Here is a 22,685-nt window from a genome sequence, read left to right on the forward strand (position 1 = left end):
GTTGTTTGAACATATTAGTTACACTGGACACTCCGTACCTTGTCTCGCTCACAACTCACGCCGTCTCTTCCACCTGTCCAGGTAATGCCTTCATGACTGCGCCGGCAGCCAGCTTACCCTGCTGTGCAGCCGAGACAACCATCGCCTCACCCTGGCCCTGACCAAAAATGACATCTCCTGCCGCATAGATCTGAGGATGCGAGGTACGGTACGTATGCGGTTCGATCTCAACGACGCCCCATTGGTGACGCAGCCCAAACGCTTCGATTAATGGTAATAACCGATGCTGCCCAATCGCCCGGATGACCGTATCACATTCAATCATGAACTCCGATCCCTCCACAGGCACGGGCAACGCACGCCCACCACCAGGCGGGGTAATTAGCTCCATTTTCACACATTCCACAGCTTGAACCCGACCGTTCTTGTCTCCAATGATTCGCTGCGGCATCGTAAACCAGCGGAACTCCACACCCTCCTGCTTGGCAAACGTATATTCAAACGCATAAGCCGTCATCTGGCTTTCCCCGCGCCGATATAACATCTGCACCCGCTCGGCACCAAGACGTACCGAACAGGTCGCTGCATCTACCGCCGTATTGCCCGCGCCAATAACGGCAACCTTCAGACCATTCAGCGCGGGCGGAACACCTTGCTTGGTAGACTCCACCAGTTCAATCGCATCATAGACACCTTCCAATGTCTCCCCTTCAATGCCCAGCTTAGGTACTGAACCCATGCCACAGGCCAGAATGACCGCTTCATGCTGCTCCAGCAACTGCGAAGCAGGAATATCCACACCGATGCGCACCCCATAACGGATCTGCACACCAAGTGCCTCCACCTGCTCCACTTCCCATAGCGCAACCGATTCGGGCAAACGGAAAGATACGATGCCATACGTATTCAGCCCGCCGCCTTTGGGTTTGGCTTCATAGATCGTCACCTCATACCCTGCACGCCCCAGTTCACGTGCCGCCGACAATCCCGCAGGCCCGGCTCCCACAACAGCAACGGTTCTCCCATTGGCAGGTGCTGCCTGGAATAACGGCTCATTCTTCGCCCGCGCCCAGTCGGTGGCGTAACGCTGCAAGTCACCAATGCGAATCGGCTTCGACGATTCGTTCAGAACACATGCACCTTCACACAATTCCTCTGTGGGACAGACACGTGCGCAGCTGGCTCCAACCGGATTTGCATCCATGATGGTGCGGGCCGATCCTTTCAGGTGCCCTGTGGATATTTTGCTAATAAAAGAAGGGATATTAATGTCGGTTGGACAGGCTTTGATACAAGGTGCATCGTAACAGTACAGACAGCGGTTTGACTCCTCCATCGCTTCCTTGCCTGTCATGGCGGGTTTCATCTCGGCAAAACGACTCTCCCACCCATAATCGGATAACGTTGTTCCTGAGCTGTTCATCAATGTCATGCACCTCCTGAAGTTTGATCCGCGCAGCTTCCAGCTACTTTTACAGACTAACCAGATGTTCGTACGTTTCCGGCCTGCGATCGCGGTAGAACTGCCACACATTACGCACCTCACGAATCATCTCCGTATCCATCTCGCCAATGACGACCTCATCCTGGTCCCGGCTGCCGATCGCTACCATTCTGCCTCGCGGGTCGACCAGGTACGACTGTCCATAAAATTCACCCATATTCCACGGCGCTTCTACACCGACCCGGTTGATGGCTGCAACATAATAGCCGTTAGCTACCGCGTGAGCAGGCTGTTCCAGTTTCCACAGATATTCCGATGTACCCGCAACCGTAGCGGATGGATTGAACACTATCTCTGCCCCCGCCAGCCCGAGCAATCGTGCCCCTTCCGGAAAATGACGATCATAACAGATGTACACACCCACTCTGGCGTAGGCTGTATCAAAAACCGGAAACCCAAGGTTACCTGGTTTGAAATAATACTTTTCCCAGAAACCATTCGTGCCCTCACCTGCTTCCACATGCGGGATATGATGTTTGCGGTATTTGCCCAGATACGTACCATCCGCATCTATAACGGCTGCCGTATTGTAATACGAAGCAATGCCCTCCACCTCGTATACAGGTAAAATAATCACCACCGCAAGCTCCTTTGCCAGCTCCTGAAAACGTCTGGTCGTCGGTCCTTCCGGCACCGGTTCAGCGGATGCATACCATTTGGGATTCTGCTCTGTGCAAAAGTACGGCCCATAGAATACTTCCTGCAACCCGATGATCTTGGCCCCTCTTGCAGCCGCTTCACGGACCAGCGCAATGTGTTTCTGAACCGCAGCCTCCTTATGTACCTCAACGGGAGCCGAACCTTCAATCTCATGGGAAGCCTGGATTAATCCGATGCTGATTTTGCTCATAACGTCACAACGCCTCCTCAGGTAAAATGATTGGTTGGTTCATTCCACTACACATCCTCCGAATGGTGCGATATAACACTTCCGTGCCGAGTCCAATATCCTCCGGGGAGGAATATTCGCTGGGATGATGACTGATGCCGTCTTTGCTGCGGACAAAGATCATGCCATAATCACACACAAGCGAAAGGGCCAACGCATCATGGAACGGACCACTCATCAGTTCTGGCAAAGTAACCCCGATCTCTTCCGCGGATGAACGAATCACCGACTTGATTGACTCTGCACAATACCTCGGCTCACTATTCGTATCCTCTGTCAGCGAGTAGGTTAGACCATATCGGAAACTCACGTCATCCAAAATGTTCATTAATCGGGCTTCAAGCCGGTTCCTGCGCTCCATCTCCATGTCTCGTAAATCAACCGTGAAGCTGACTTCCTCCGGAATGATGTTCCGTGAGTCTGGAAACACCCTCAAACTTCCCACCGTACCTACGGTTGGGGCTTCCGGGTCTTCTCTCACCATATCGTCAAAAGCCGCAATGACTTTGGCGCTGCCTACCAGAGCATCATGCCGCATTCCCATCGGAACGGAGCCGGCATGACCCGCCATGCCTTTCATCGTCACCGTAAGCCACAACGGACCCGAGATGCCCGTCACCAGACCTACTGGTGCATTCATCGCTTCCAGCACCGGCCCCTGCTCAATGTGCAACTCCAGATAACTGCCTATGGAACCTGGCGGATAGATCGCCTCTTCAAAATCCGAAGGAGAACAGCCAAAGGCTTCCAGTGCCTCCCGGCGGGTCACTCCATTTTTATCCTGCCGCTCCAGTTCGCCTTCTTCCAACTGACCCGTTATGCCACGTGAGCCGAAAAGGCCTTTGTTAAAACGGGAACCCTCTTCGTCGCAAAAGGCAATTATCTCAATTGACATTAGGGGCTGAATGCCATTTTCGATCAGGCATTGCACTGCTTCGAGCGCGCCTAGCACACCAATCGCTCCATCATATCGACCGCCATAAGGCTGAGAGTCGATGTGGGAACCAATCATGAGGATTGGCAGCGCCTGATCCGCACCCTCCAGACGACCAATCAGATTGCCAAACGGATCAAGTCGCGTCGTCAGACCGGCATTTTCCATCCAGAGACGAACTTGTATGATGCCATCCATATCTTCCGGGGTCAGGGCAAGTCGGCAAACACCCGTCTCCGCGATTCGGCCAATCTGTGACAACTGCTCAATGCGCTCATTCAGCCGAAGCTGATTAATGAGTTTGCCTGTTGTGGTCTGCATCCTTCCTCGCCTCCTTGCGCTTATTTTCGCGTAATGATATGAAAATTTTCATCTCGCTTGCTAAACCGTAAACGTCTGTCGTACCTGTGTATGGCAACTAACCTGCGTCCAGACTACGTAGCGCAACGAGTAAACTTCCAGCGATCAGATCCAACTCATCCTCGGTGGTAACAAACGGTGGAGAGATCGTCAAAATGTTTGCAAACCCCGGTACGGTATCGCCGTTCTTGCCAATCAGGATGCCATCCCTTTTACAACTGGCGAGTACCTTCATTACTTTATCCGCCTCCGCAGGAGATCCGTCTGCTTCAATCAATTCAATGCCACAGGCGAATCCGAATGAACGGATATCCCCCACAATGGACAACTCCAGCAAAGGTTCCAGCTTCTCACGAAGCAGGTTTCCCAGTTCCTCCGCCCGGCTGACCAGATTCTCTCGTTCCAGAATCTCCAGATTTGCCAGTGCCACCCGGCAGGATACCGGATTCCCGCCAAACGTATTCACATGGCGAAAATGGGTATCCGGGCCGGGTTCCCGGAACGTGTCGTACAGATCGGCTCGCACCGCCGTTGCTGATAGCGGCGAATACGCACTGGTCATGCCTTTTGCCATCGTCACAATATCTGGCTGTACGCCATAGTTCTGATGACCAAACTTCTGCCCAGATCGGCCAAAGCCGCAGATTACCTCATCTACAATGAGCAGCACGCCATAGCGCTGACAGATCTCTTGCACGGTACGCATATAATCCGGTGGGGGTACAATCATGCCGCCCCCTGTGATCACCGGCTCCATAATTACTGCGGCAACCGTCTCAGGACCTTCCCAACGAATCACCTCTTCATAGATGGTTGCACATTCGAGTCCGCATCCATCCTTGTTTCGTCCAAACGGACAGCGGTAACAATACGGTGGTGGAACATGAGAGAAACCTACGCCGAGTGGCTCGTATTTGATCTTGCGTGCGGCTTGCCCAGTGGCGCCCAGCGCTCCCATGGAGTTACCGTGATAGGCACGGTGACGGGAGATGAATTTGTGCCGAGTAGGCTCACCATTCTGATGGTGGTACTGACGGGCTATTTTGAAAGCCACCTCATTCGCATCTGAACCTGAGTTGGAGAAGAATATTCGATACTCCCCTTCCAGCCATTCATTCAGCTTCTCCGCCAGCAAAATCGCCGGTTCGTGACTCTGCGTCATCGGTACATAAGCGAGTGCTTTCATCTGTTCGTAGGCACTCCGCGCAATCTCCTCACGCCCATGCCCCACATTCACACACCACAGTCCCGACATCGCATCCAAATAACGCGTACCATCCTGATCGGTGATCCAACTGCCCTCCCCGCTTACTGCAATCATCGGATGATCGTTATGAGGCGAGATGTGATGCCACACGTATTTGCGATCCTTCTCCAGCCATTCTTCCTTCGTACCACCAAGCGGCTGAGGCTGCTGATCTACAGAACTCATTCGTCATCCTCCTCCACACGCTTATTTCACAGCTTCTTCATAGATACTCTTCTCCAGCGCTTCATCCAGATTTGCGGCTTTTTTGATCAAGCCATAGTTCAGTGCAATATCCGCAGTTCGGGTAAATGACTCATCCACAAAGCTGCCAACTTGCTGCTCCGTAAATCCTTCCGGGCGAATCAGCTTTGCAATCTCTTCCAGCATCGTGACCTGATGTTCACGGGTGGTGCTGCCATCCGTCACATTACTCATCACGATATCCACCGTCTCATCCTGTTGATCAATGGCGTAGTTCCAGCCTTTCAAAATGGCACGGGTCACTTTGACCGCAAGCTCACGGTTGCTGTCTACCCAATCTTTCTTGGCAATCAGCGTATCCTCTAGCATGCCAACACCGGCATCTTCAATGTTGAACACATCCAGATCGGATTCTTTCGTTCCACTTTCCAGCACAACGTGGTATTCGTTATAGATCGTCGCCGTAGCTACATCCACCTGATCGTTGAAAAACTGATCCATTGTGAACCCTTGCTTCACCAGTTCAATATCTTTCTTCGGATCTAGGCCATTCTTCTCCATGAACGCGAGCACCTGAAACTGCTGACTGCCAAACCAGGTACTGACCTTCTTGCCTTTCATCTGAGCCGGATCAGTAATACCTAGGGACTTCTTGGCAATCAAGCGATAGCTACTCTTCTGTGATATCTGGGCGAGCGAGACAAGCGGCAGACCGTTATCCCGGCTGACCAGCAAACTGTCTACACCTGTAATGCCCACATCGGCCGCGCCATTAACCACCTGCTGCTCAATCACGATATCCGGGCCACCCGGAATAATCTCGGCATCAATGCCTTCATCTGCAAAAAAACCTCTTTCCTTCGCTGCATAGATCCCGGCAAATTGCGCCTGCGGCACCCATTTCAGCTGAATTTTCACTTTGGTTAAGGGTTGATCTGCTTCTCCCGTCCCTCCTGAACTCGCAGCGACAGGCTCAGCCGCCGGCTCGGACTTCGTAGAACATGCGCTCAGCATCGTAACCACCAACAGGACCAATACCAGCAAACCCGGCTTCAACGTTTTGTACATGTACAGAACAACCCCCTGTTTATATAGGATTTATCAAGCATCAGTCCGTGTTCAAAAATTCTGCTTTTCAGTACCGTGGACTTTTTGAACAACCTCTATCAGGTATTAAGATCTATGGATGGATGATTGTTACCCTGATGAACGTTATTGATCTGTGCGTGCACGATTCCATGGAATGAGTCGCTTTTCTGCCAGGACAACCGCTTCATACAACACAATGCCGAGCGCGGCTGCGATGACAATGCAGGACCAAGCCAAAGGCATGTTCGCCAGTCGAATCTGATCCGAGAGCAAGTACCCGAGCCCCTGGGAGGCGATGAAGAATTCACCCACAATGGCCCCGATAATACTGGTCGACATATTGATCTTCAGACCAGCGAAGAGGGAAGGCAGCGCATGAGGCAGTCTCAACTTCCAAAAAAACTGCATCCTGCTCGCGGCTAGGCCACTCAGCAGATCACTGTACTGCGGCTGAATGGAAGTCAGCCCTTTGAACAGGCTGACAGCCATTGCTGCCATCGTAATCACCGTGACAACAGCAATACGGGACCAGATCCCGTCTCCAAACCAATTGTTCATAATTGGGGCAAGAGCCACGATCGGAACGGCGTTCAGTGCAGACAGAACCGTAACCGCAGCCCTGCCGCTTGTTGGAAAGAACGTTGCACCTGCCGCTGCCAGAGCACCCAACAATGAACCGAGCAAAAAGCCTCCCAGCATTTCGGTTCCGCTGTAGATCGCATATCGAAAGAGCATATTGGCATTTTCCTGAATGGATGCCGCAATCGCGGAAGGCACGGGCAGTTGGTAGCTTTCCAGCGAGAATATCCAATGAAACAACCTGAGCTGCCAGAGGGTGAGAAACAACACACCCGCACCCCAAGGAAGCATACTCAGTGCAACCGATCGTCCGCGAACGCCAGGGCCTAATCTGGCCTTTTCGGCTTGTCCCTGTAGTCCATGAATTTCCGATCCGGGAGCAGATGTCATCTGTGAACCCGTGAGGGGCGTAGCTGTTCCAGTTACAGCAGCAATTGCCACACCTTCATCACGCTTCCGTTGCAAAACTCTACCTTCACTCATGTGGCTTGACCTCCTTTGGCCCTGAATTCAGGCTGCCAGGGGGTCAGCCAACGTTCAGCCAGACTGATGGCCAGATACGAGATCAAGCCAATGCCAATGCTAAGCATGATGGTTGCCCAGAACATGCCAACTTGGGCATGGCCGTAATATAACGAACTGACCATCAGGACGCCGAGCCCATCGGGGGCCCCCATCAATTCCACAACGATGGAGGAGGTCACCGCCAGCGGAGCGGCTATTTTCATACCAGAAAATAGTCCCGGCAGTGCTGAGGGCAGCAGGCATTTGATATATCGTGCAGTCAATGAAGCTCCACAGGAACGCATAAGCTCCAAATGCTCTGGTGCTGCACTTTTCAATCCTTTCAACGTATGGATGATGATCGGGAAGAAAGTAACATACGCCGCCATAACAATTCGAGCCCACTCCGCGTTGTGGATGATGCCATACACGATTGGTGCGAGACCAATAACCGGAACCATCTGTGAGGAGACTACATATGGCGATAACGTGCGCTCCAGCCAGACAGCTGCGCTCATGAGCAGCGCCAAACCCAGACCCAGCAGCGTTCCCCCTGCAAAACCAATGGCGGCATTGCCAAAGGTGACAGCCCCCTGTTCTGCCAGCGTTCCCGAGTAGCGAAACAAGGCTGCAAGGACTTCGTGGAGATAAGGAAGGCGAGACGCCGCCTGCTGGGGTGACAAGAACAGTTGGAGTATCCAGGCGATTCCTTCCCACAGCACCAATACGGCCATAATCCAGATGACAACCCAGGAACGATAACCCGGTTTAAAGAATCGCAGGGACATGAGATTCATCACGCTCCTCGTAGAAGCAATTGCGGATGGTTGTAATCATGTGGTAGAAGGCTTCCGTTTCTCTCAGTTCACTATGACGTTCGGAAGACAGATTGACGGAATGAATGGAATGTACTTGCCCCGGATGTGCCGAGAGCACGATGATCCGGTCGGACAGAAATACGGCTTCGGGGATGCTGTGTGTGACAAAGAGGAAGGTCTTGCCTGTTGAGCGCTTGATCTCAAGCAGCTCCAATTGAAGCTTTTCTTTCGTGAATTCGTCTAAGGCGGAAAAGGGTTCATCCATGAGCAGCAATGGTGGATCAAGTGCAAGTGCACGTGCAATGGATACACGTTGCTGCATCCCGCCACTAAGCTGCCATGGATAATGGTCTGCGAAGCGGGTTAACCCCACCATTTCAAGCAGTTCACTGCTAATGCGGCGGCACTCCTTACGGCGGGTACCCAGCAGTTCCAAGGGCAATTCCACATTGTGACGAACGGTGCGCCAATCGAACAGGGCTGGTGTCTGGAAAACGATGCCGAACTGTCGCTGTAGTCGAGCCCGCTCAGGCTCCTGACCTGCAATGCGTACGGTGCCTGAGGTAGGTTGAAGTAGATCACCCACCAGCCGGAGCAAGGTCGACTTGCCACAGCCGGAAGGGCCCAGCAGAGAGACAAACTCATTGGACTGGATCTGGAATGTAACATCCGACAAGGCAGTGACTTGCTGTGTACCTGTTCCAAAAACAACGGACACATGATCTACATCAATATGGCAGGCTTCGGGGACTGTGGCTGAGGATATGGAGGACATGGGCATTCTCCTTTGTGGGAAGTTGTTTTCATTGCACACCAAGGCTGAATGGGAGATTTATATACACAAACGTAACAGGTTTTGCTTGTTAGATAATACTATATCGCTTTGGGCGGGGATTACATTATACAGTGTGTTTTGAGTATGGGCCTGTTCATGTTACACAATGTAAAATGAGACGGATTCTCAGATACATACATGTGAGTTTTCTTCGTAGATAGCTAACATACATTTCACCTAACAACAAGCGCACGATCATTTGTATTTATTGATTAAATATTCGGAAAATATGACATATCCCCTCGTATTCTTGCTCATTTTCTTGTATAAAGATTGAATAGAGAATCCAGAAATCGGGGTGGTCATGATGTTTGATTGGCTGGGATGGAGAAAAGGATTGCCACTGTGGCGATCGTATCGGTTGAACGCACATATGAAGGAAGATGTGGAACAGATTTTTGAGGGAATTGCCGAAACGAGACGGCAGCTTATGATGGACTGGGCAGATGAACAATGGAACCACCTGGATCGTTTGCTTCAACAGATACAGTCGGTCCAATTAGAGGATGTATTACAAGGTTCACAGCAACTTAGCAAACTAGATGCATGGTTTCAATCCAGTTATATTCGAGCCGTAGACAGTACGGAGCTATTCATGCTGAACGAACAGAATCAGGTGGCATTCTCTACATATAAGAAACATATTGGACAGATCTATGCAGATTACGAAGCTTTGATTGGACCAGGATTGAAGTACTCCAGAGCAGATCGTCATGGCAAAAAATGCTTGTATGGTCCATATTCTGATCCACTGACGTTGGATATTGGTCCACGCTCGTCCGCTTTTCACGATGATGTCACCTTGCTGTTTATCTCCCCAATCCTGCAGGAAGGTCGATATGTCGGTTCATTATGCAGCCGTGTTCCCGGGGATGTACTCGGTGACCTGATCCAACGAGAATCAGGTCATATCTATCCCGATTCCGGTGACAATTACCTCTTTATGGCTGAGTCGATATTACGGCCCCATCTGCAACCCGGCACCGCCTTATCCCGAAGTCGATTCGAAGACCGTACCTTTACACATGGGGAAAATCTCAAAGATGGCGTCACCACCGAATGGGGTATCGTTTCCGTCAAGGAGCATACCGAACTGGAACTCATGTTCACTGATCCGTCGACCGGAGAACTACACCCCGGAGTAGCAAACACCATTCAGAATGGTTCCAATCTGTTTGTAGCTTTTCCCGGCTACTCGGATTATCGCCATATTTCTGTGATCGGCAAAGGCATCACCTTCCAGCTGCCACACTGTCCTGATCGCTGGGGCATGATGTGTGAAGGGGATCTGGAGGAAGTGTATCGGATACGAAGCATCGGCTGGCGCCAGTTCAAGCAACACAGTCTCTTCATGCTTTTGTCAGGCGTTGCAGGAGCAGCTCTTGTCTATGCCTTCACTGGTAGTGGTTGGAGCGCGGTAGCAATGGCCGCTTTTAACGTGTTATTCGGATTCTTCTCTGCATTACAGCTGCATCGTAGCCAATATCAACGAGTTCATGAAGACTTGCGTCGCATCAGCCGATTTATTCGAATTAACGCCGAAGGCAGGGGTGATCTGACCCAGCGCCTGAACACGTCTGCTTTTGCCCAAGATGAATCAGGTGAACTGGCGAAGTGGATCAACAACATGATTGATTCTCTCGAAGGCATTATGCTGAAGGTACAACTTGCCACGGTAGACGTTATGGACAACCAGTATCAGATGCGAACCTCAACAGAGACAACCCAAGGCACGACTGAACGTGTGAACTACAAGCTTGGTTCGATGATTCAGGCCATTCGCACCCAACTGGAAGATCTCGACCAGGCCAAGATCGCTGCTGATCACATGCGCATAACGCTGCAACAACTGGAGACCTCTGCTACCGAACAGATCAGCGTGGCCCAGCAGGAAGTGGAACGAATCGGCGATAAAATGACCCAAATCTCAGGAGCGGTATCCGATACTAACCGTACCATCCTGTCCTTCATGGATACCATGAAAGAGATTTACCGTGCACTGGCTGTCATTGATGAAATTTCAGCTCAGACCAACCTGCTGGCTCTGAATGCTACAATTGAAGCCGCACGCGTGGGCGAACATGGCCAAGGCTTCTCGGTCGTGGCAGGGGAAATCCGCAAGCTAGCCGAGTTATCCCGCTCTTCAACTGAAAATATTCATCAGATTCTGGACCGAATCTCAACGGCAGCAGGAGCTGCATCCCAATTAATCACAGAGGGTGATCAGGTGCTGGCTGAAGGAACAACACTGGTTCAGGCCGCTTCGCAACTTCTGCAAAATGCTACCGCCGAAGAACCTGAACGCACTCAAGTCGTGGATCAAGTGGTCATGTTGATGGAGAATATTGCTGCAATCAGCCATCAGAATCGGGCGACTTCCGCCGAGGTAGAAGCAGAGATGATGGAGCTGATCCGGGATATGTTGCAGGTTCAGCATTCTTCGCATAACGTGGAAGCCATTACGGTTTTTCTGCAACAACTCGTGGGACAATTCCATCTGAATCACCCCGCCAAAAATGCTGTCATCTGACGTCATCGTTGACGCGGATTGGAGAAATAGCTAAAATTTGATGCAACTGTTCCTTTTGAAATTGTCGTATCATTTATAATAGAAGATTTCCAATCTGAACCGATGAAAGGGTGGTCTGCATGGAACTGCTTCAGGATTCATTTGGCCGGATACATGACTACATCCGTATTTCTGTTACGGACCGCTGTAATTTACGCTGTGTGTACTGCATGCCTGCAGAGGGCATGGAGTTTGCTCCACATGATGAGATTATGAGCTACGAAGAAATAGCACAGGTGCTGAAGGTACTTGCCCCGATGGGCATGCGCAAAGTCCGACTCACCGGGGGCGAACCATTGGTACGCAAGGATCTGCACAAGCTCGTCAGCATGATCTCGGCAATTGACGGGATTGACGATATTGCCCTGACTACCAACGCTCTTCTGCTGGACAAACAAGCTCAGGCGTTGAAAGATGCTGGGTTGAACCGGATTAACATCAGTCTGGATTCCCTGCGCGCTGATCGCTTCTCCATGATTACCCGCGGCGGAGATGTGAACAAGGTGCTGAAAGGCATTGAAGCTGCAACAGCTGCTGGCCTTGCTCCGATCAAGCTGAATGTTGTGCTGATGAAGGGTATCAACGATGATGAAATCAAAGATTTTATTGCAATGACGATTGATCAACCTCTTCATGTGCGTTTTATTGAATATATGCCGATTGGACAGGCTTCGGATTCATGGCGCAAATCTTATTTGCCACTGGAAGCCGTGACTGATGTATGTGCTGAAGCAGGCTGGACGGTAGAAAATACAAAAGGCCCTGCGGGCAATGGCCCATCACGAAATATGAAAATTGTGGGCTCCGAAGGCACATTTGGATTGATTCATCCCGTAAGCGATCACTTCTGTGACAATTGCAACCGACTTCGGCTGACCGCTGACGGACATATCAAAGCCTGCCTCTACTGGTCCGATGAGTATAATGTTCGCCGCTTTGTGGATGATCCGGACGCTATGGCGGCACTTTTCCTCAAAGCGCTGGGTACGAAACCAAAGAATCATGAGATGGCTCTGGCTTTGGAACAAAAAATGCAATCGCACACGCCGACGGTACGCCGCATGTCCCAGATTGGCGGATAACAACAGTACGCAATATAACTCAACCGCGTATTCCTGCATATCGATATATATCTTTACCGTCAGGATGACCTCTTCACACAACGGATGAGGTAACGCTGGCGCGGTGACCCCTTACGTAAATCAGCTTTCATAACGTGAAGTGGAGCGTGTCATAAGGCATAGGTGGATAGCCAAAGCAGACAAGAACATGATGTTCTTGTCTGCTTTTTCGTTATATTTTCATAAATTTCTGAAAATCATCAATTCCCCTGTTTCATTTGTTAAAAATTTAATTAATATACGTTATGCCCTTATCAGGCCTTCAAGATTAACCTCATTCTGACGATGTATACAATACATCTAGATGATACACATACATTATAGGAGCTGAACCTTATTGAACATCGTTGAAGCACTCGTTGCAGCAAGTCCATATTTTAAAATTATGCTGAAAGAACACGATATCATGATTGCAGTAACCGATACCGAGAAGTTCTGGTATTATGTACCGAGCAATGAACTCGATCTGGGCATCAAGGCTGGAGACCCCGTTTCCCTCGATGACCCTACACTACGCCGGGCACTTATACATGGGGAAACTTCAGCGAACCGTATTGATGCGAAATTCTATGGCACATCAATCAACTCGGCGGCCACCCCACTTCGGGATGAACAAGGAAATATCGTGGGCACACTTGCCATTGGTTTCTCTCTTCAGAACGAGGAAAAACTGGAGTACTTCACTGAATTGATCGGCGGTATCAGCGGAAAATTAACAGATATGGTGCAGACGGTAGCCGCCCAATCCGAGCAATTGACGGCATCTTCCACGCAGATTTTGGATAATACCCGCATGGCTGTGCAGAACTCAGGCGAAGTCAACAAAGTCGCCGCATTCATCCGTGAAATCTCAGAACAGACCAATCTGCTCGGCCTGAATGCAGCCATCGAAGCGGCCCGAGCAGGTGAAGCAGGCGCCGGATTCAGCGTCGTTGCATCTGAAGTGCGTAAACTTTCTACAGGTACCAAAGAAGCTACGGTGAATATCGAACGTTCCTTGAAAGATGTTCAGCATTCCATTCAGCAGATGGAGCAGGAGATCACATCCATCTCACAGTCTAGCAACCAACAAGCGGTGCTGGTAACCGAGTTCAGCGAGGTCATTGATCAGTTGAACAGTGTAAGCCGTGATCTGAAAGTGTTTATTGAATCCATGCTGCTGAAGGCAGAATAGATCCGATTACGATGACCCTAATTCAAATGACCAACCATATATAAGAGACACAACACCAAAGCGTTATCGAGCACTACAGTTCCAACTCAATAACTTGATCACCAGGCATGCTGATAATCACATTCAGCATCCACATTGAACTCCCTGCGCGATAGACGTCACGGGGAGTTTTTTTATTTTAAATAAAATGCGCCCGCTACATCACGGTCCTTCTATGCATAGATGAGCTTCCACAGCATCATAACCGCCAAACCAACCATGACCACAGCGGACAACCGGTTAAACACCAGACTGATGCGTCCAGTTCGATCCGTTCTGCCAATCACCCTGCCTGCGCCTGCAAGTCCCAAGAACCATATCCACGATACAGCCGCGGCTGTTAGGGCAAAATAAATGCGCTCCACCCCTTCATACTGAAGTGAACTGGTGCCAATCACGGCAACCGTATCCAGCAGAGCATGAGGATTGAGTAAAGATACCGATGCGGCAAACGCAATCTGTCGCCCTGCTGACATTACCGTTTGCGAACCTTCCACAGATTCGGACGACCTCCAAATACTCCATGCCATATATAGCAGAAACAGGCTTCCTACTGCATACAACACATTCGCCAGCAATGGCCATTGCAGCAAAATGAGCGACACCCCTCCAACGGCTGCCCCGATCAACAACGTATCACTGACCCCTGCCGTTATTACAGCAGGCAGGGCATGTATATAACGCCTCTGGCTCATACCTTGGTTAAAAATAAATACATTCTGCACACCCAGTGGCAAGATCAGGCCAAATGCCAGAACCACTGCGTGAATAACAACCTCCATCGCGCTTCCCCCTTATCTCTGTATTCCATAGTAGGGCAGATGATGGCTGACGTAACCAACCACTTGGATGGCATCAGACCCAACCAAATGATATAGTGTTCGTTACAAAGAAAAACGGAGGTGATTCTGCCAGTTATGGAACGTTCTGATTCTCGGCTAAGCATGGGGTGGAAGCCGAACCCTTCTCTCGACTTGCCCTTATATCGCCAGATTGAAGCCTATATCCGGCAGAAAATCACAACGGGCGAATGGTCCGCAGGATATCGTCTCCCCTCACAGCGATTATGGGCTAGGTCCATGGGCGTAAACCGCAGTACATTGGTCACCGCCCTGGATAATCTGGCCGCCGGGGGGCTACTTGAAGGCAGACATGGCGGGGGAACCTATATTTCCGGCTCCGGTTGGCATGGTATGGCTCACGAAGCGATGCCCAACTGGAATGAGGCCATCGAGGAGGGCTGGTATTATCCCAACTTGCCCGAGATCCAGCAGATTAATCAGGCTGAATTCCGGCCTGGCATCATACGTCTTGGTACAGGGGAGCTTGCCCCAGAGCTGATGCCTCATGATGCTTTTAGCGATATTCTACACTCCCTGTCCCATCGTTCTCGTACACTCAACTATCTGGAACCTCAGGGAAGCCTGGAGCTTCGTGAGGCTTTATCCGTTCATTTGCAGACTACCGGCATTCAGGCCTCTCCAGATTCCATACTGATCGTGTCGGGCTCTCTTCAGGCGCTGCACTTGATTTCGGTCGGACTGCTCCCTCGCGGATCAGCAGTTCTGCTGGAAAAACCGTCGTATCTCTATTCGATTCACGCCTTTCAATCGGCAGGGTTGAAAATGAGTGGCATCCCTATGGATGACGAAGGATTGCATATTGCACGTCTGGAGGATGCTGCGCAGCATGTCAAAGATCAAGACCACATCTCGCTTCTCTATACGATCCCGAGCTTCCATAATCCCACCGGCTCTGTGATGAGTGATCACCGCCGGGAAGAACTCATGACCACCGCTCGAACAATAGGCATCTCCATACTGGAGGATGCCGCCTACAGTGATTTGTGGTTGGATAAACCTCCTCCGTCATCGCTGAAGGCGCGTGACCAGGAAGGACGGGTGCTGCATATGGGTACTCTGTCAAAGGCAGTCAGTCCTGGACTGCGCCTCGGATGGCTGGTTGGGCCAGAGCCGGTCATTCGCCGTCTGGCAGATATCAAGATGCAGACCGATTATGGTACCAGTTCACTCGCCCAAGAAGCTGCTGCCCTGTGGTTCGCAGAAGGACATCACGCTGGACATATGGAACGCCTTCGCCCTGAACTACGCAGACGCAGAGATATCATGCTGGAGTTGCTTCAACGTCACTTCCATGGGATTGCGGATTGGGAAATACCCGCTGGTGGATTTTACATCTGGCTGCAATTCACCGTATCCCCTCTCTCTATCCGCCAATTGTTCCATACCTGTCTGGAGCAAAAGGTACTTATACACCCGGGTTATCTGTATGACCGGTTAGATGCGAGTCACATCCGGCTCTCTTACGCGTATGCTTCACCTGATGAGATGGAACATGGGTTAAAATGCCTCGCAGAAGCTGTCCACAGGCTCATGGATTCTGGCTCCTGACTTCGAATGTTGGTTCCTGATTTCACAACCAAAAAACAGCCTTGACCTGGAAGGACCATGTCCTTCAGATCAAGGCTATTTGCGTAAGTTTCGAAAGTTTGGCCGAATAACACAACGGGCAAACACCAGATGCGCTGCGGGATTCCTTTGAACGTTCTATCCTTTGACCGCACCCTCCGCAATACCCTCCATGATGAACTTCTGGAAGAACGCATAGATCAGAATAACCGGAATCGCAGTCAGTACCAGGGAGGACAGAATCAATGGCCATTCCTTGTTATATTCACCAAACAGCATGTTCGTGGACAGTATCAGCGTATAACGATTCACATCGGTCAGCATGAGCAGTGGCAACAAGAAGTCATTCCAGATCCACAGGAAGTCCAGAATCGCGATGGTGACTGTGATCGGCAGCAAGAGTGGGAAGATAATCTGGAAGAATGTCTGGAACTCATTACATCCGTCCATCTGAGCTGATTCTTCCAATTCACGCGGAATGGACTTCACAAACCCGTGATAGAGGAAGATTGCCATGTTCACGCCAAGTCCGATATAGATCAGGGCCAATCCGTACGTGCTTCCCTGTACACCCATGCCTTTGGCTACCCGTGTCAGCGGAATCATGATCGAGTGGAACGGTACCAGCATGGACGCAACAAACAGGAAGAAGATCAGGTTGCTCAAACGGCCTGAGGTACGTGACAGCTTGTATCCCGCAAGTGAGGCACAGAAGACAATTCCCCCGATCCCCAGAAAGGATACAATTGCCGAGTTCATGGAACTGCCCAACAGATTGATTTTGTTAAACGCGTCCGAATAATTCTCCCAGTGCAACGTTGTTGGCAGCGCGAGAAAAGATTGGAACATCTCACCCTGTGTTTTGAAAGAGTTCACCACCGCCATGTAGATCGGCAGCATGGCGACGAGAGAGCCCAGAATCAGCAGCACTCGAATCAGATAACTGTTCAGTCGTTGCATCCTCATGCTTCCACCTCTTTCTTCTTCATGACGGTGATCTGGATGAGTGTAAAGATGAGTACGATGATGAACAGCACAACCGATTTGGCACTCGCATAGCCATATCTGAAGTTGTTGGAGAATGCTTCTTCATAGATGTTCATCGTGATCACCTGCGTGGCCCGACCCGGTCCGCCACCAGTCAGTCCATACACCACTTCGAACACTTTGAATGCTCCGTTCAGCGTCAGGAAGAAACAGATGGTCACGGCATGAGTAATCATTGGCAACACCACATTACGCAGTACCTGGAATGCGTTAGCCCCATCAATAACAGCCGCTTCTTTGAGACTTTTCGGCACACCCTGGAGAGCAGCCAGATAGATGATCATCATATACCCTACACCGTTCCAGAGCGATACGATCAGAATGGAGTAAAATGAAAACTTCGGATCACCCAGCCATTGCTGATCCAGGAACGAAAAAGCCAATTTCTGTGCGAGCTGTGGCAACACCTGAGAGAAGATGAATGTCCACATGAAAGCACTGATGATTGTACTGATCATGTTAGGCATGAAGAACAGGGTCCGGAAGAGCCCTTTGCTGCGCGTTCGTGACTCAATCAACACGGCGAGCAGCAAGGCAATTCCATTTTGCAGAATCAGCATACATATTACATATTTCATCGTGAACCACAGAGAGTTCAGAAAGTCAGGATCTTCTTTGAACAATTCCACAAAGTTGCCCAGACCGATAAAGCTATAATCCCGATTAAGTCCGTTCCAATCCGTCAGGCTATAGAACATGCCACTAAACGTGGGATACAGCAGGAAAATCGCATAGATGACAAAGGCAGGCGCAGTGAACGCGAGCAGTGACAGATACTTCTTGAACACATTCGTAGCCATTGGTTCTCCCCCTTTTCACTCGAAGCGGATGATTGTAAACGAGGGAACAAAGAACGTTCTGCCTGCCGTATCATCTGCTTGAAGACTCTGACGAAACAAAGTACCGCTCATTTGTTGTCAAAACTCTCAGACCGTTGAGATTTGCCAACAAAAGCGGATACTCCATTCCTCACAGCTCCTTACTTGTTGACTTTGTTGTAGGATTTCCACGCCTTGTCGAGCGCATCGATAACCTGCTGTTGATTTAATTGCCCAGAGTAGTAGCCTTGCAACGCTTTGCCTGACTCGTCTTTCACCGCTTGAGGGAGGGATGGGTCCTCATAAGCTTTACCTTCACTTACATATTTCTGGGCATCGTCTACCCACGGGAAGCTCTTGAAGTCATGGATTTTGGCAATCGGATTGAACTTGAGTGCTTCGAAGAATGCACTTGAATCCTTGTCATCGAGAATGTAGTTCACAAAATCGAGTGCCACTTCTTTGTTTTTGCTAGATGACGATACTGCCAGTGAAGTGGAGGTGCTCAGATTGATTTTGGTATCATCCGGATTGTCATTGATCGGCATTGGTGCTACACCAAAGTTCAAGTCCGGGTTGGACTTCAGAATGGTCTCGGCAAACCAGGGTCCCTGAATCCACATCGCGGCGCTTCCTGATGCGAAGGCTGCTGAACCATCATCACCGCCCACTTCCAGCGCTTTGTCCGTTCCATTGGCATTGACGAGATCAAAGATATCAAACAATGCTTTCATATCGGAGAAGGAGCCCTGATCCTGATTCATCTTCTCCACGAAGTCTTTGTGCTCAGACTGAGTTAATGCACCCACGGTAAGTGGCAGGAATAATTGCGGAATCCAGGCTTCTTTGTAGGACAGTTCAAACGGTGTAATGTTGGCTGCTTTGAGTTTCTCCACGACCGCTTTCATTTCTGTTAACGTCGTTGGCACTTCCAGCCCTTGCTCTTCAAAAATATCTTTATTGTACAGATAGCCCCATGATACTGTTTCCAATGGAATAGCTACGATTTTACCCTCCGCATCCGTTATGGAAGGTTTAACCGAATCCAGCAGCTTATCGACAAAAGGTTGGCCCGAGAGGTCTTCCAGATATCCAGCTTTGCTGAATGGTGGAATCTCATTGACTGCATGTAGGGCGAACACATCCGGTGCATCATTGGAGGCGAGTCGTGTCTTCAGAATCTGAGGCGCATTGTCCGCTGGCGGCATCTCCAGTTGCACGTTCACCTCAATGTTTTTCTCTGCTTTCTCCTTGGCTTTGAACTGTTCTATATATTTATCGTAATGTTCTTTCAGCCGAGGTTGTGCAACGAATACTTTGAGTGATACCGTGCTGCCTGACGCCGATTCCTCCTGCCCATTTTCCGTTCCTGCATTGGAGCCGCAACCTGCGAGCAGAACACTGACCAGTACCGCACTTGCTACGCTTTTCCATACTTTCATCTCTTATGACCTCCCGGTGTGTAACTGGTTTGTCTTTCATAGGCTCATTATATATCAGTAAATGAAAGCGCTTCATTGGACAAAATTAGACTTGTGTATTGGATTATTTTAAACCTTAATCCTGCCGAAAATGCTCTATCAAACGACTCATTCCGTCCTACTGGCTGAATTGCCTGACATACGAGGCTGTCCCTTACGCATCTCCCCTGGGGAAACTCCGAAATGCTTCTTGAAAACACGATAGAAGTAGGACACATCTTCATAACCCGCCATCTCGGCAACATGCTTGAACGGAATCTGTTCATCCATCACCCATTCTTTCGCTCTCGTCATACGTAATTGGATAACATAGTCGGTTACGTTCACCTCATACTCTTTCTTGAATACCTTGCTGAGATATTCCTTGCTGACAAAAAAGATCTGGGCGAGCTGCTCCAGCGTAATCATCTCCATACAGTGCTGCTCAATGTATTGCTTCACCTCATTCAGGTTCAGCTTGTTCTTGAATTTACGCTGCGCAATCAGCTGCTCCAAAGCCTGGTAGTATGGAGTCGAAATCCATGCGATCGTGGATTCAATGGAAGCCAGTGCAGCCGCAGGAGGTAGCGCCGTTGCTTCGGGCCGCTCGTACAAGCCATTGGAGACGCACAACTCATCCAGCAAAGCCTGTAATTCATGAGCCACCCTTCCAAGCTGCCGAGGTCTGTTAATCTCGCATCGTTCCAGCTTCTGCTGTAATTGCTGGAACCACTCACGCAGACTCTGACCGTTCAGGTCATTAAACCGCAGGCGAGCCTGCTGCTGAAACAGGGAGAACTCACCTGCGAACGAAGATGGGTACGATTCCCATGATTCAGGTGCTGATTCAACCTTTTCCAATTCCTTTGCACATTTAGCAAGTACACCATTCAGTTCATCCGGATTCACCGGTTTGAGCAGATAATCTGCAGCCCGATGCCGGATCGCATGTTTTGCATAATTGAAGTCATCATATCCGCTCACCACGATCACCTTGATCTGTGGGTATTGTCCGCTCAGCGTATGTAGCAGCTCCACACCGTCTGTGCCGGGCATGCGCATGTCCGTAATGATAATGTGAGGCTGATGCTGCTTGACCAGTTGAATGGCCTGCTCGCCATCCTCTGCCTCACCTGCAACGGTCATGCCAAGTTCATTCCAATCTCCCAGGTTACGCAAAATATCCCGGTTCCACGGTTCATCATCCACCAACAGCACTCGGTACAGTTCCTTGTTCACAAGGCTTCGCCTCCTGTATTGCAGGGGATTCGTACCGTAACGCTTGTCCCCTGTCCGTATTCACTTTCCATGCTCATCCCATATTCAGGTCCAAAATGCATTACCATTCGTGAGGCCGCATTGACCAGTCCAATACTTGTACCTGAACTCCACACCCGATCTGCCTGCCGGGTAAGCCGCTCCAGTCTGGACCGCATCTCCGTTAGTCTCTCAGCATCCATACCCACGCCGTTATCACAAATTCGAATGGTTACATCTGTAGGTTCACAGACGACCTTAATACCCAGCTTCCACTCGCCCTGTTTCTTCTCCAGACCATGCAAAAATGCATTCTCCACAATGGGTTGCAAAGACAACTTGGGGATATAACACGCCCGAAGTTCTCCGGTGATTTCCAGTGTATATTCAAGCCTGCCGGCAAAACGTTGCTTCTGAATCAGCATATAATGCTCCAACTGATCGAGTTCAGACTGCAGGGGCACCAGTCCATCCGGCGCTCGCACAATATAACGAAACATCTCGCTTAAGGCTCGAATGACCTTGTAACTGTCTGCCGGTTTTTGCGAGTAGACCATGCCGCCAATCATCTGCAGTGTATTTTGCAGGAAATGCGGATGGATCTGGGATTGCAGTGCTTTGAGCTCGGCCGTCTGCTTCTCCAGATTCATCAGGTAGTTGTCGCGAATATGTTCCCGAATACGACTAGCCATGCCGTGCAGATTTTTCTCCAGCAGACCAATCTCATCTACCCGACCGCTTCGTACCACTTCCCTGTCCTTGATCAGCTGGATACCCTTCATGGAATTTGCCAGTCTGACAATGGGCTTTGATGTACGCCAGGCCACGAACCCAGCTATTCCCACAGAAATGACGGTTGCCAGGCCACCCACAACCAGTCCATATTTCATCGTTTCCAAGGCACTTTCATTAATGACGTGGGCAGGTACAATCTTGATCACACGCAGTCCTGACGGCTCAATGGAATGAAAAAATACGTATTCCTTGGCTGTACGAATGAAACCCGAACTTTCTTTTGTGCTTGCCAATTTCTCCAGTGCTTCCGCTGAAGGCTGAATATCTTGGTTTGGCTGATAGACCGGACTCCCCGTGCTGTCAGCAATGTATACCGCATAGTCACCCCGGCTATCCAGCAGCTCCAAGGTCTGGTTGAACTCAGCCCACTTGACCTCCAGACTGATGGCCCCGATCTGTGCCTGATCCTCGAAGCGGTTCATGCTGCGGGTCATGTGAAACTTTTGCGGATCGTCCGGATCATTGATAATCGTAAAATCTTTATGTTGTGCAAAAAGCTCATGATATCCTTCCGGTATTTCCGATACCGCTTTGATGCGAGAATCCATCGAGTTGAAGGTGAACAAGGTGTCCAATTCCTTCAGGTACAGTTCAACGCCAAATACATAATTGCCAGCAGAATAGTATACACTGTTCAGCATATTGAACATGGCCTTCTGTTCATCGAATCGGCTGGCCGCCGGCGCTTCCTCGTTCAACGCCAGATATTGATGCAATTCGTCACTGATCTGAATCGAATAGATAATGTTGTTCATGCGCGCGAACTGTTCACCCAGATAGATGGAGGCCCAGTTCATATTGGCTCGGTTGGTCTCCATAATCTCCTCTTCCATGGAAGAGCGGGTATTCTCAGCAGCCATAGCGGTCATGGCAATGACGGGCAGAACGGCCAGCAGCGTCATGGTAAGAATCAATTTATTGCGAATGCTGCGTTTGAAAGGATCTATCAGCTTCCGATAACATTCGGTAAACACAGCGCATCCACTCCTAAGCTAAAATAGACAAACGCCCCAG

Annotated in this window: 18 protein-coding genes; 4 read left to right on the forward strand and 14 right to left on the reverse strand. The window is 50.1% G+C overall.

What is annotated here, in order from left to right:
• Nucleotides 1–55: 55 nt before the first annotated feature.
• From C170_RS18255 to C170_RS18290, 8 genes are all read right to left on the reverse strand, one after another.
• Nucleotides 56–1,423, reverse strand: coding sequence for an NAD(P)-dependent oxidoreductase (locus tag C170_RS18255; RefSeq protein WP_036612645.1), 1,368 nt, complete (start codon nt 1,421–1,423; stop codon nt 56–58).
• Nucleotides 1,424–1,472: 49 nt separating this feature from the next.
• The gene (locus C170_RS18260) at nt 1,473–2,354 is read right to left on the reverse strand and encodes a nitrilase-related carbon-nitrogen hydrolase (protein ID WP_036612648.1); all 882 of its coding nucleotides are present in this window, start codon (nt 2,352–2,354) and stop codon (nt 1,473–1,475) included.
• Nucleotides 2,355–2,358: 4 nt separating this feature from the next.
• Nucleotides 2,359–3,648, reverse strand: coding sequence for a M20 family metallo-hydrolase (locus C170_RS18265; RefSeq protein WP_036612651.1), 1,290 nt, complete (start codon nt 3,646–3,648; stop codon nt 2,359–2,361).
• Between the two features lie 97 nt (nt 3,649–3,745).
• Entirely contained in the window at nt 3,746–5,119 is a 1,374-nt protein-coding gene (locus tag C170_RS18270) for an aspartate aminotransferase family protein (protein WP_036612653.1), read from the reverse strand.
• 21 nt (nt 5,120–5,140) lie between these two features.
• Nucleotides 5,141–6,205, reverse strand: a complete 1,065-nt coding sequence (locus C170_RS18275; protein WP_036612655.1) for an ABC transporter substrate-binding protein — start codon at nt 6,203–6,205, stop codon at nt 5,141–5,143.
• A gap of 144 nt (nt 6,206–6,349) precedes the next feature.
• The gene (locus C170_RS18280) at nt 6,350–7,288 is read right to left on the reverse strand and encodes an ABC transporter permease (RefSeq protein WP_051447272.1); all 939 of its coding nucleotides are present in this window, start codon (nt 7,286–7,288) and stop codon (nt 6,350–6,352) included.
• The gene (locus C170_RS18285) at nt 7,285–8,106 is read right to left on the reverse strand and encodes an ABC transporter permease (protein WP_235200795.1); all 822 of its coding nucleotides are present in this window, start codon (nt 8,104–8,106) and stop codon (nt 7,285–7,287) included. The genes C170_RS18280 and C170_RS18285 overlap by 4 nt, the downstream gene beginning before the upstream one ends.
• The gene (locus tag C170_RS18290; protein WP_051447273.1) at nt 8,078–8,902 is read right to left on the reverse strand and encodes an ABC transporter ATP-binding protein; all 825 of its coding nucleotides are present in this window, start codon (nt 8,900–8,902) and stop codon (nt 8,078–8,080) included. The genes C170_RS18285 and C170_RS18290 overlap by 29 nt, the downstream gene beginning before the upstream one ends.
• Before the next feature lie 364 nt (nt 8,903–9,266).
• On the opposite strand from C170_RS18290, the gene C170_RS18295 reads away from it, so the two are divergent.
• The 3 genes from C170_RS18295 to C170_RS31575 all read left to right on the forward strand — a co-directional run bounded on the left by C170_RS18295 (nt 9,267) and on the right by C170_RS31575 (nt 13,826).
• On the forward strand, nt 9,267–11,492 hold the full coding sequence (locus tag C170_RS18295; RefSeq protein WP_327196645.1) for a methyl-accepting chemotaxis protein: 2,226 nt from the start codon (nt 9,267–9,269) through the stop codon (nt 11,490–11,492).
• A 119-nt stretch (nt 11,493–11,611) separates the two neighbouring features.
• Nucleotides 11,612–12,613: a GTP 3',8-cyclase MoaA gene (gene moaA, locus C170_RS18300; protein WP_036612663.1), complete on the forward strand. Its 1,002-nt coding sequence runs from the start codon at nt 11,612–11,614 to the stop codon at nt 12,611–12,613.
• Nucleotides 12,614–12,989: 376 nt separating this feature from the next.
• Nucleotides 12,990–13,826, forward strand: coding sequence for a methyl-accepting chemotaxis protein (locus C170_RS31575; RefSeq protein ID WP_036612668.1), 837 nt, complete (start codon nt 12,990–12,992; stop codon nt 13,824–13,826).
• A gap of 212 nt (nt 13,827–14,038) precedes the next feature.
• On the opposite strand, the gene C170_RS18310 is transcribed toward C170_RS31575, so the two are convergent.
• Entirely contained in the window at nt 14,039–14,647 is a 609-nt protein-coding gene (locus C170_RS18310; protein ID WP_036612671.1) for a LysE/ArgO family amino acid transporter, read from the reverse strand.
• Between the two features lie 135 nt (nt 14,648–14,782).
• On the opposite strand from C170_RS18310, the gene C170_RS18315 reads away from it, so the two are divergent.
• On the forward strand, nt 14,783–16,276 hold the full coding sequence (locus C170_RS18315; RefSeq protein ID WP_036612673.1) for an aminotransferase-like domain-containing protein: 1,494 nt from the start codon (nt 14,783–14,785) through the stop codon (nt 16,274–16,276).
• Between the two features lie 156 nt (nt 16,277–16,432).
• On the opposite strand, the gene C170_RS18320 is transcribed toward C170_RS18315, so the two are convergent.
• The 5 genes from C170_RS18320 to C170_RS18340 all read right to left on the reverse strand — a co-directional run bounded on the left by C170_RS18320 (nt 16,433) and on the right by C170_RS18340 (nt 22,645).
• Nucleotides 16,433–17,260: a carbohydrate ABC transporter permease gene (locus tag C170_RS18320; protein WP_036612676.1), complete on the reverse strand. Its 828-nt coding sequence runs from the start codon at nt 17,258–17,260 to the stop codon at nt 16,433–16,435.
• Complete coding sequence (locus tag C170_RS18325; RefSeq protein WP_036612679.1) at nt 17,257–18,141, reverse strand: carbohydrate ABC transporter permease; 885 nt, start codon at nt 18,139–18,141, stop codon at nt 17,257–17,259. The genes C170_RS18320 and C170_RS18325 overlap by 4 nt, the downstream gene beginning before the upstream one ends.
• A gap of 179 nt (nt 18,142–18,320) precedes the next feature.
• A complete protein-coding gene (locus C170_RS18330; protein WP_036612682.1) occupies nt 18,321–19,601 on the reverse strand; it encodes an ABC transporter substrate-binding protein in 1,281 nt (426 codons plus the stop codon).
• A gap of 147 nt (nt 19,602–19,748) precedes the next feature.
• Nucleotides 19,749–20,858: a response regulator gene (locus C170_RS18335; RefSeq protein ID WP_235200796.1), complete on the reverse strand. Its 1,110-nt coding sequence runs from the start codon at nt 20,856–20,858 to the stop codon at nt 19,749–19,751.
• The gene (locus C170_RS18340; protein ID WP_036612684.1) at nt 20,855–22,645 is read right to left on the reverse strand and encodes a sensor histidine kinase; all 1,791 of its coding nucleotides are present in this window, start codon (nt 22,643–22,645) and stop codon (nt 20,855–20,857) included. The genes C170_RS18335 and C170_RS18340 overlap by 4 nt, the downstream gene beginning before the upstream one ends.
• Between the last annotated feature and the right edge of the window lie 40 nt (nt 22,646–22,685).

The sequence above is a fragment of the Paenibacillus sp. FSL H7-689 genome, from assembly GCF_000517905.1.
Lineage (GTDB): Bacteria > Bacillota > Bacilli > Paenibacillales > Paenibacillaceae > Paenibacillus > Paenibacillus amylolyticus.

Coding starts and splice junctions, on each gene's coding strand:
- C170_RS18255 (WP_036612645.1), bottom strand. CDS start 1,423: ATGAACAGCTCAGGAACAACGTTATCCGATTATGGGTGGGAGAGTCGT.
- C170_RS18260 (WP_036612648.1), bottom strand. CDS start 2,354: ATGAGCAAAATCAGCATCGGATTAATCCAGGCTTCCCATGAGATTGAA.
- C170_RS18265 (WP_036612651.1), bottom strand. CDS start 3,648: ATGCAGACCACAACAGGCAAACTCATTAATCAGCTTCGGCTGAATGAG.
- C170_RS18270 (WP_036612653.1), bottom strand. CDS start 5,119: ATGAGTTCTGTAGATCAGCAGCCTCAGCCGCTTGGTGGTACGAAGGAA.
- C170_RS18275 (WP_036612655.1), bottom strand. CDS start 6,205: ATGTACAAAACGTTGAAGCCGGGTTTGCTGGTATTGGTCCTGTTGGTG.
- C170_RS18280 (WP_051447272.1), bottom strand. CDS start 7,288: ATGAGTGAAGGTAGAGTTTTGCAACGGAAGCGTGATGAAGGTGTGGCA.
- C170_RS18285 (WP_235200795.1), bottom strand. CDS start 8,106: ATGAATCTCATGTCCCTGCGATTCTTTAAACCGGGTTATCGTTCCTGG.
- C170_RS18290 (WP_051447273.1), bottom strand. CDS start 8,902: ATGTCCTCCATATCCTCAGCCACAGTCCCCGAAGCCTGCCATATTGAT.
- C170_RS18295 (WP_327196645.1), top strand. CDS start 9,267: ATGATGTTTGATTGGCTGGGATGGAGAAAAGGATTGCCACTGTGGCGA.
- moaA (WP_036612663.1), top strand. CDS start 11,612: ATGGAACTGCTTCAGGATTCATTTGGCCGGATACATGACTACATCCGT.
- C170_RS18310 (WP_036612671.1), bottom strand. CDS start 14,647: ATGGAGGTTGTTATTCACGCAGTGGTTCTGGCATTTGGCCTGATCTTG.
- C170_RS18315 (WP_036612673.1), top strand. CDS start 14,783: ATGGAACGTTCTGATTCTCGGCTAAGCATGGGGTGGAAGCCGAACCCT.
- C170_RS18320 (WP_036612676.1), bottom strand. CDS start 17,260: ATGAGGATGCAACGACTGAACAGTTATCTGATTCGAGTGCTGCTGATT.
- C170_RS18325 (WP_036612679.1), bottom strand. CDS start 18,141: ATGGCTACGAATGTGTTCAAGAAGTATCTGTCACTGCTCGCGTTCACT.
- C170_RS18330 (WP_036612682.1), bottom strand. CDS start 19,601: ATGAAAGTATGGAAAAGCGTAGCAAGTGCGGTACTGGTCAGTGTTCTG.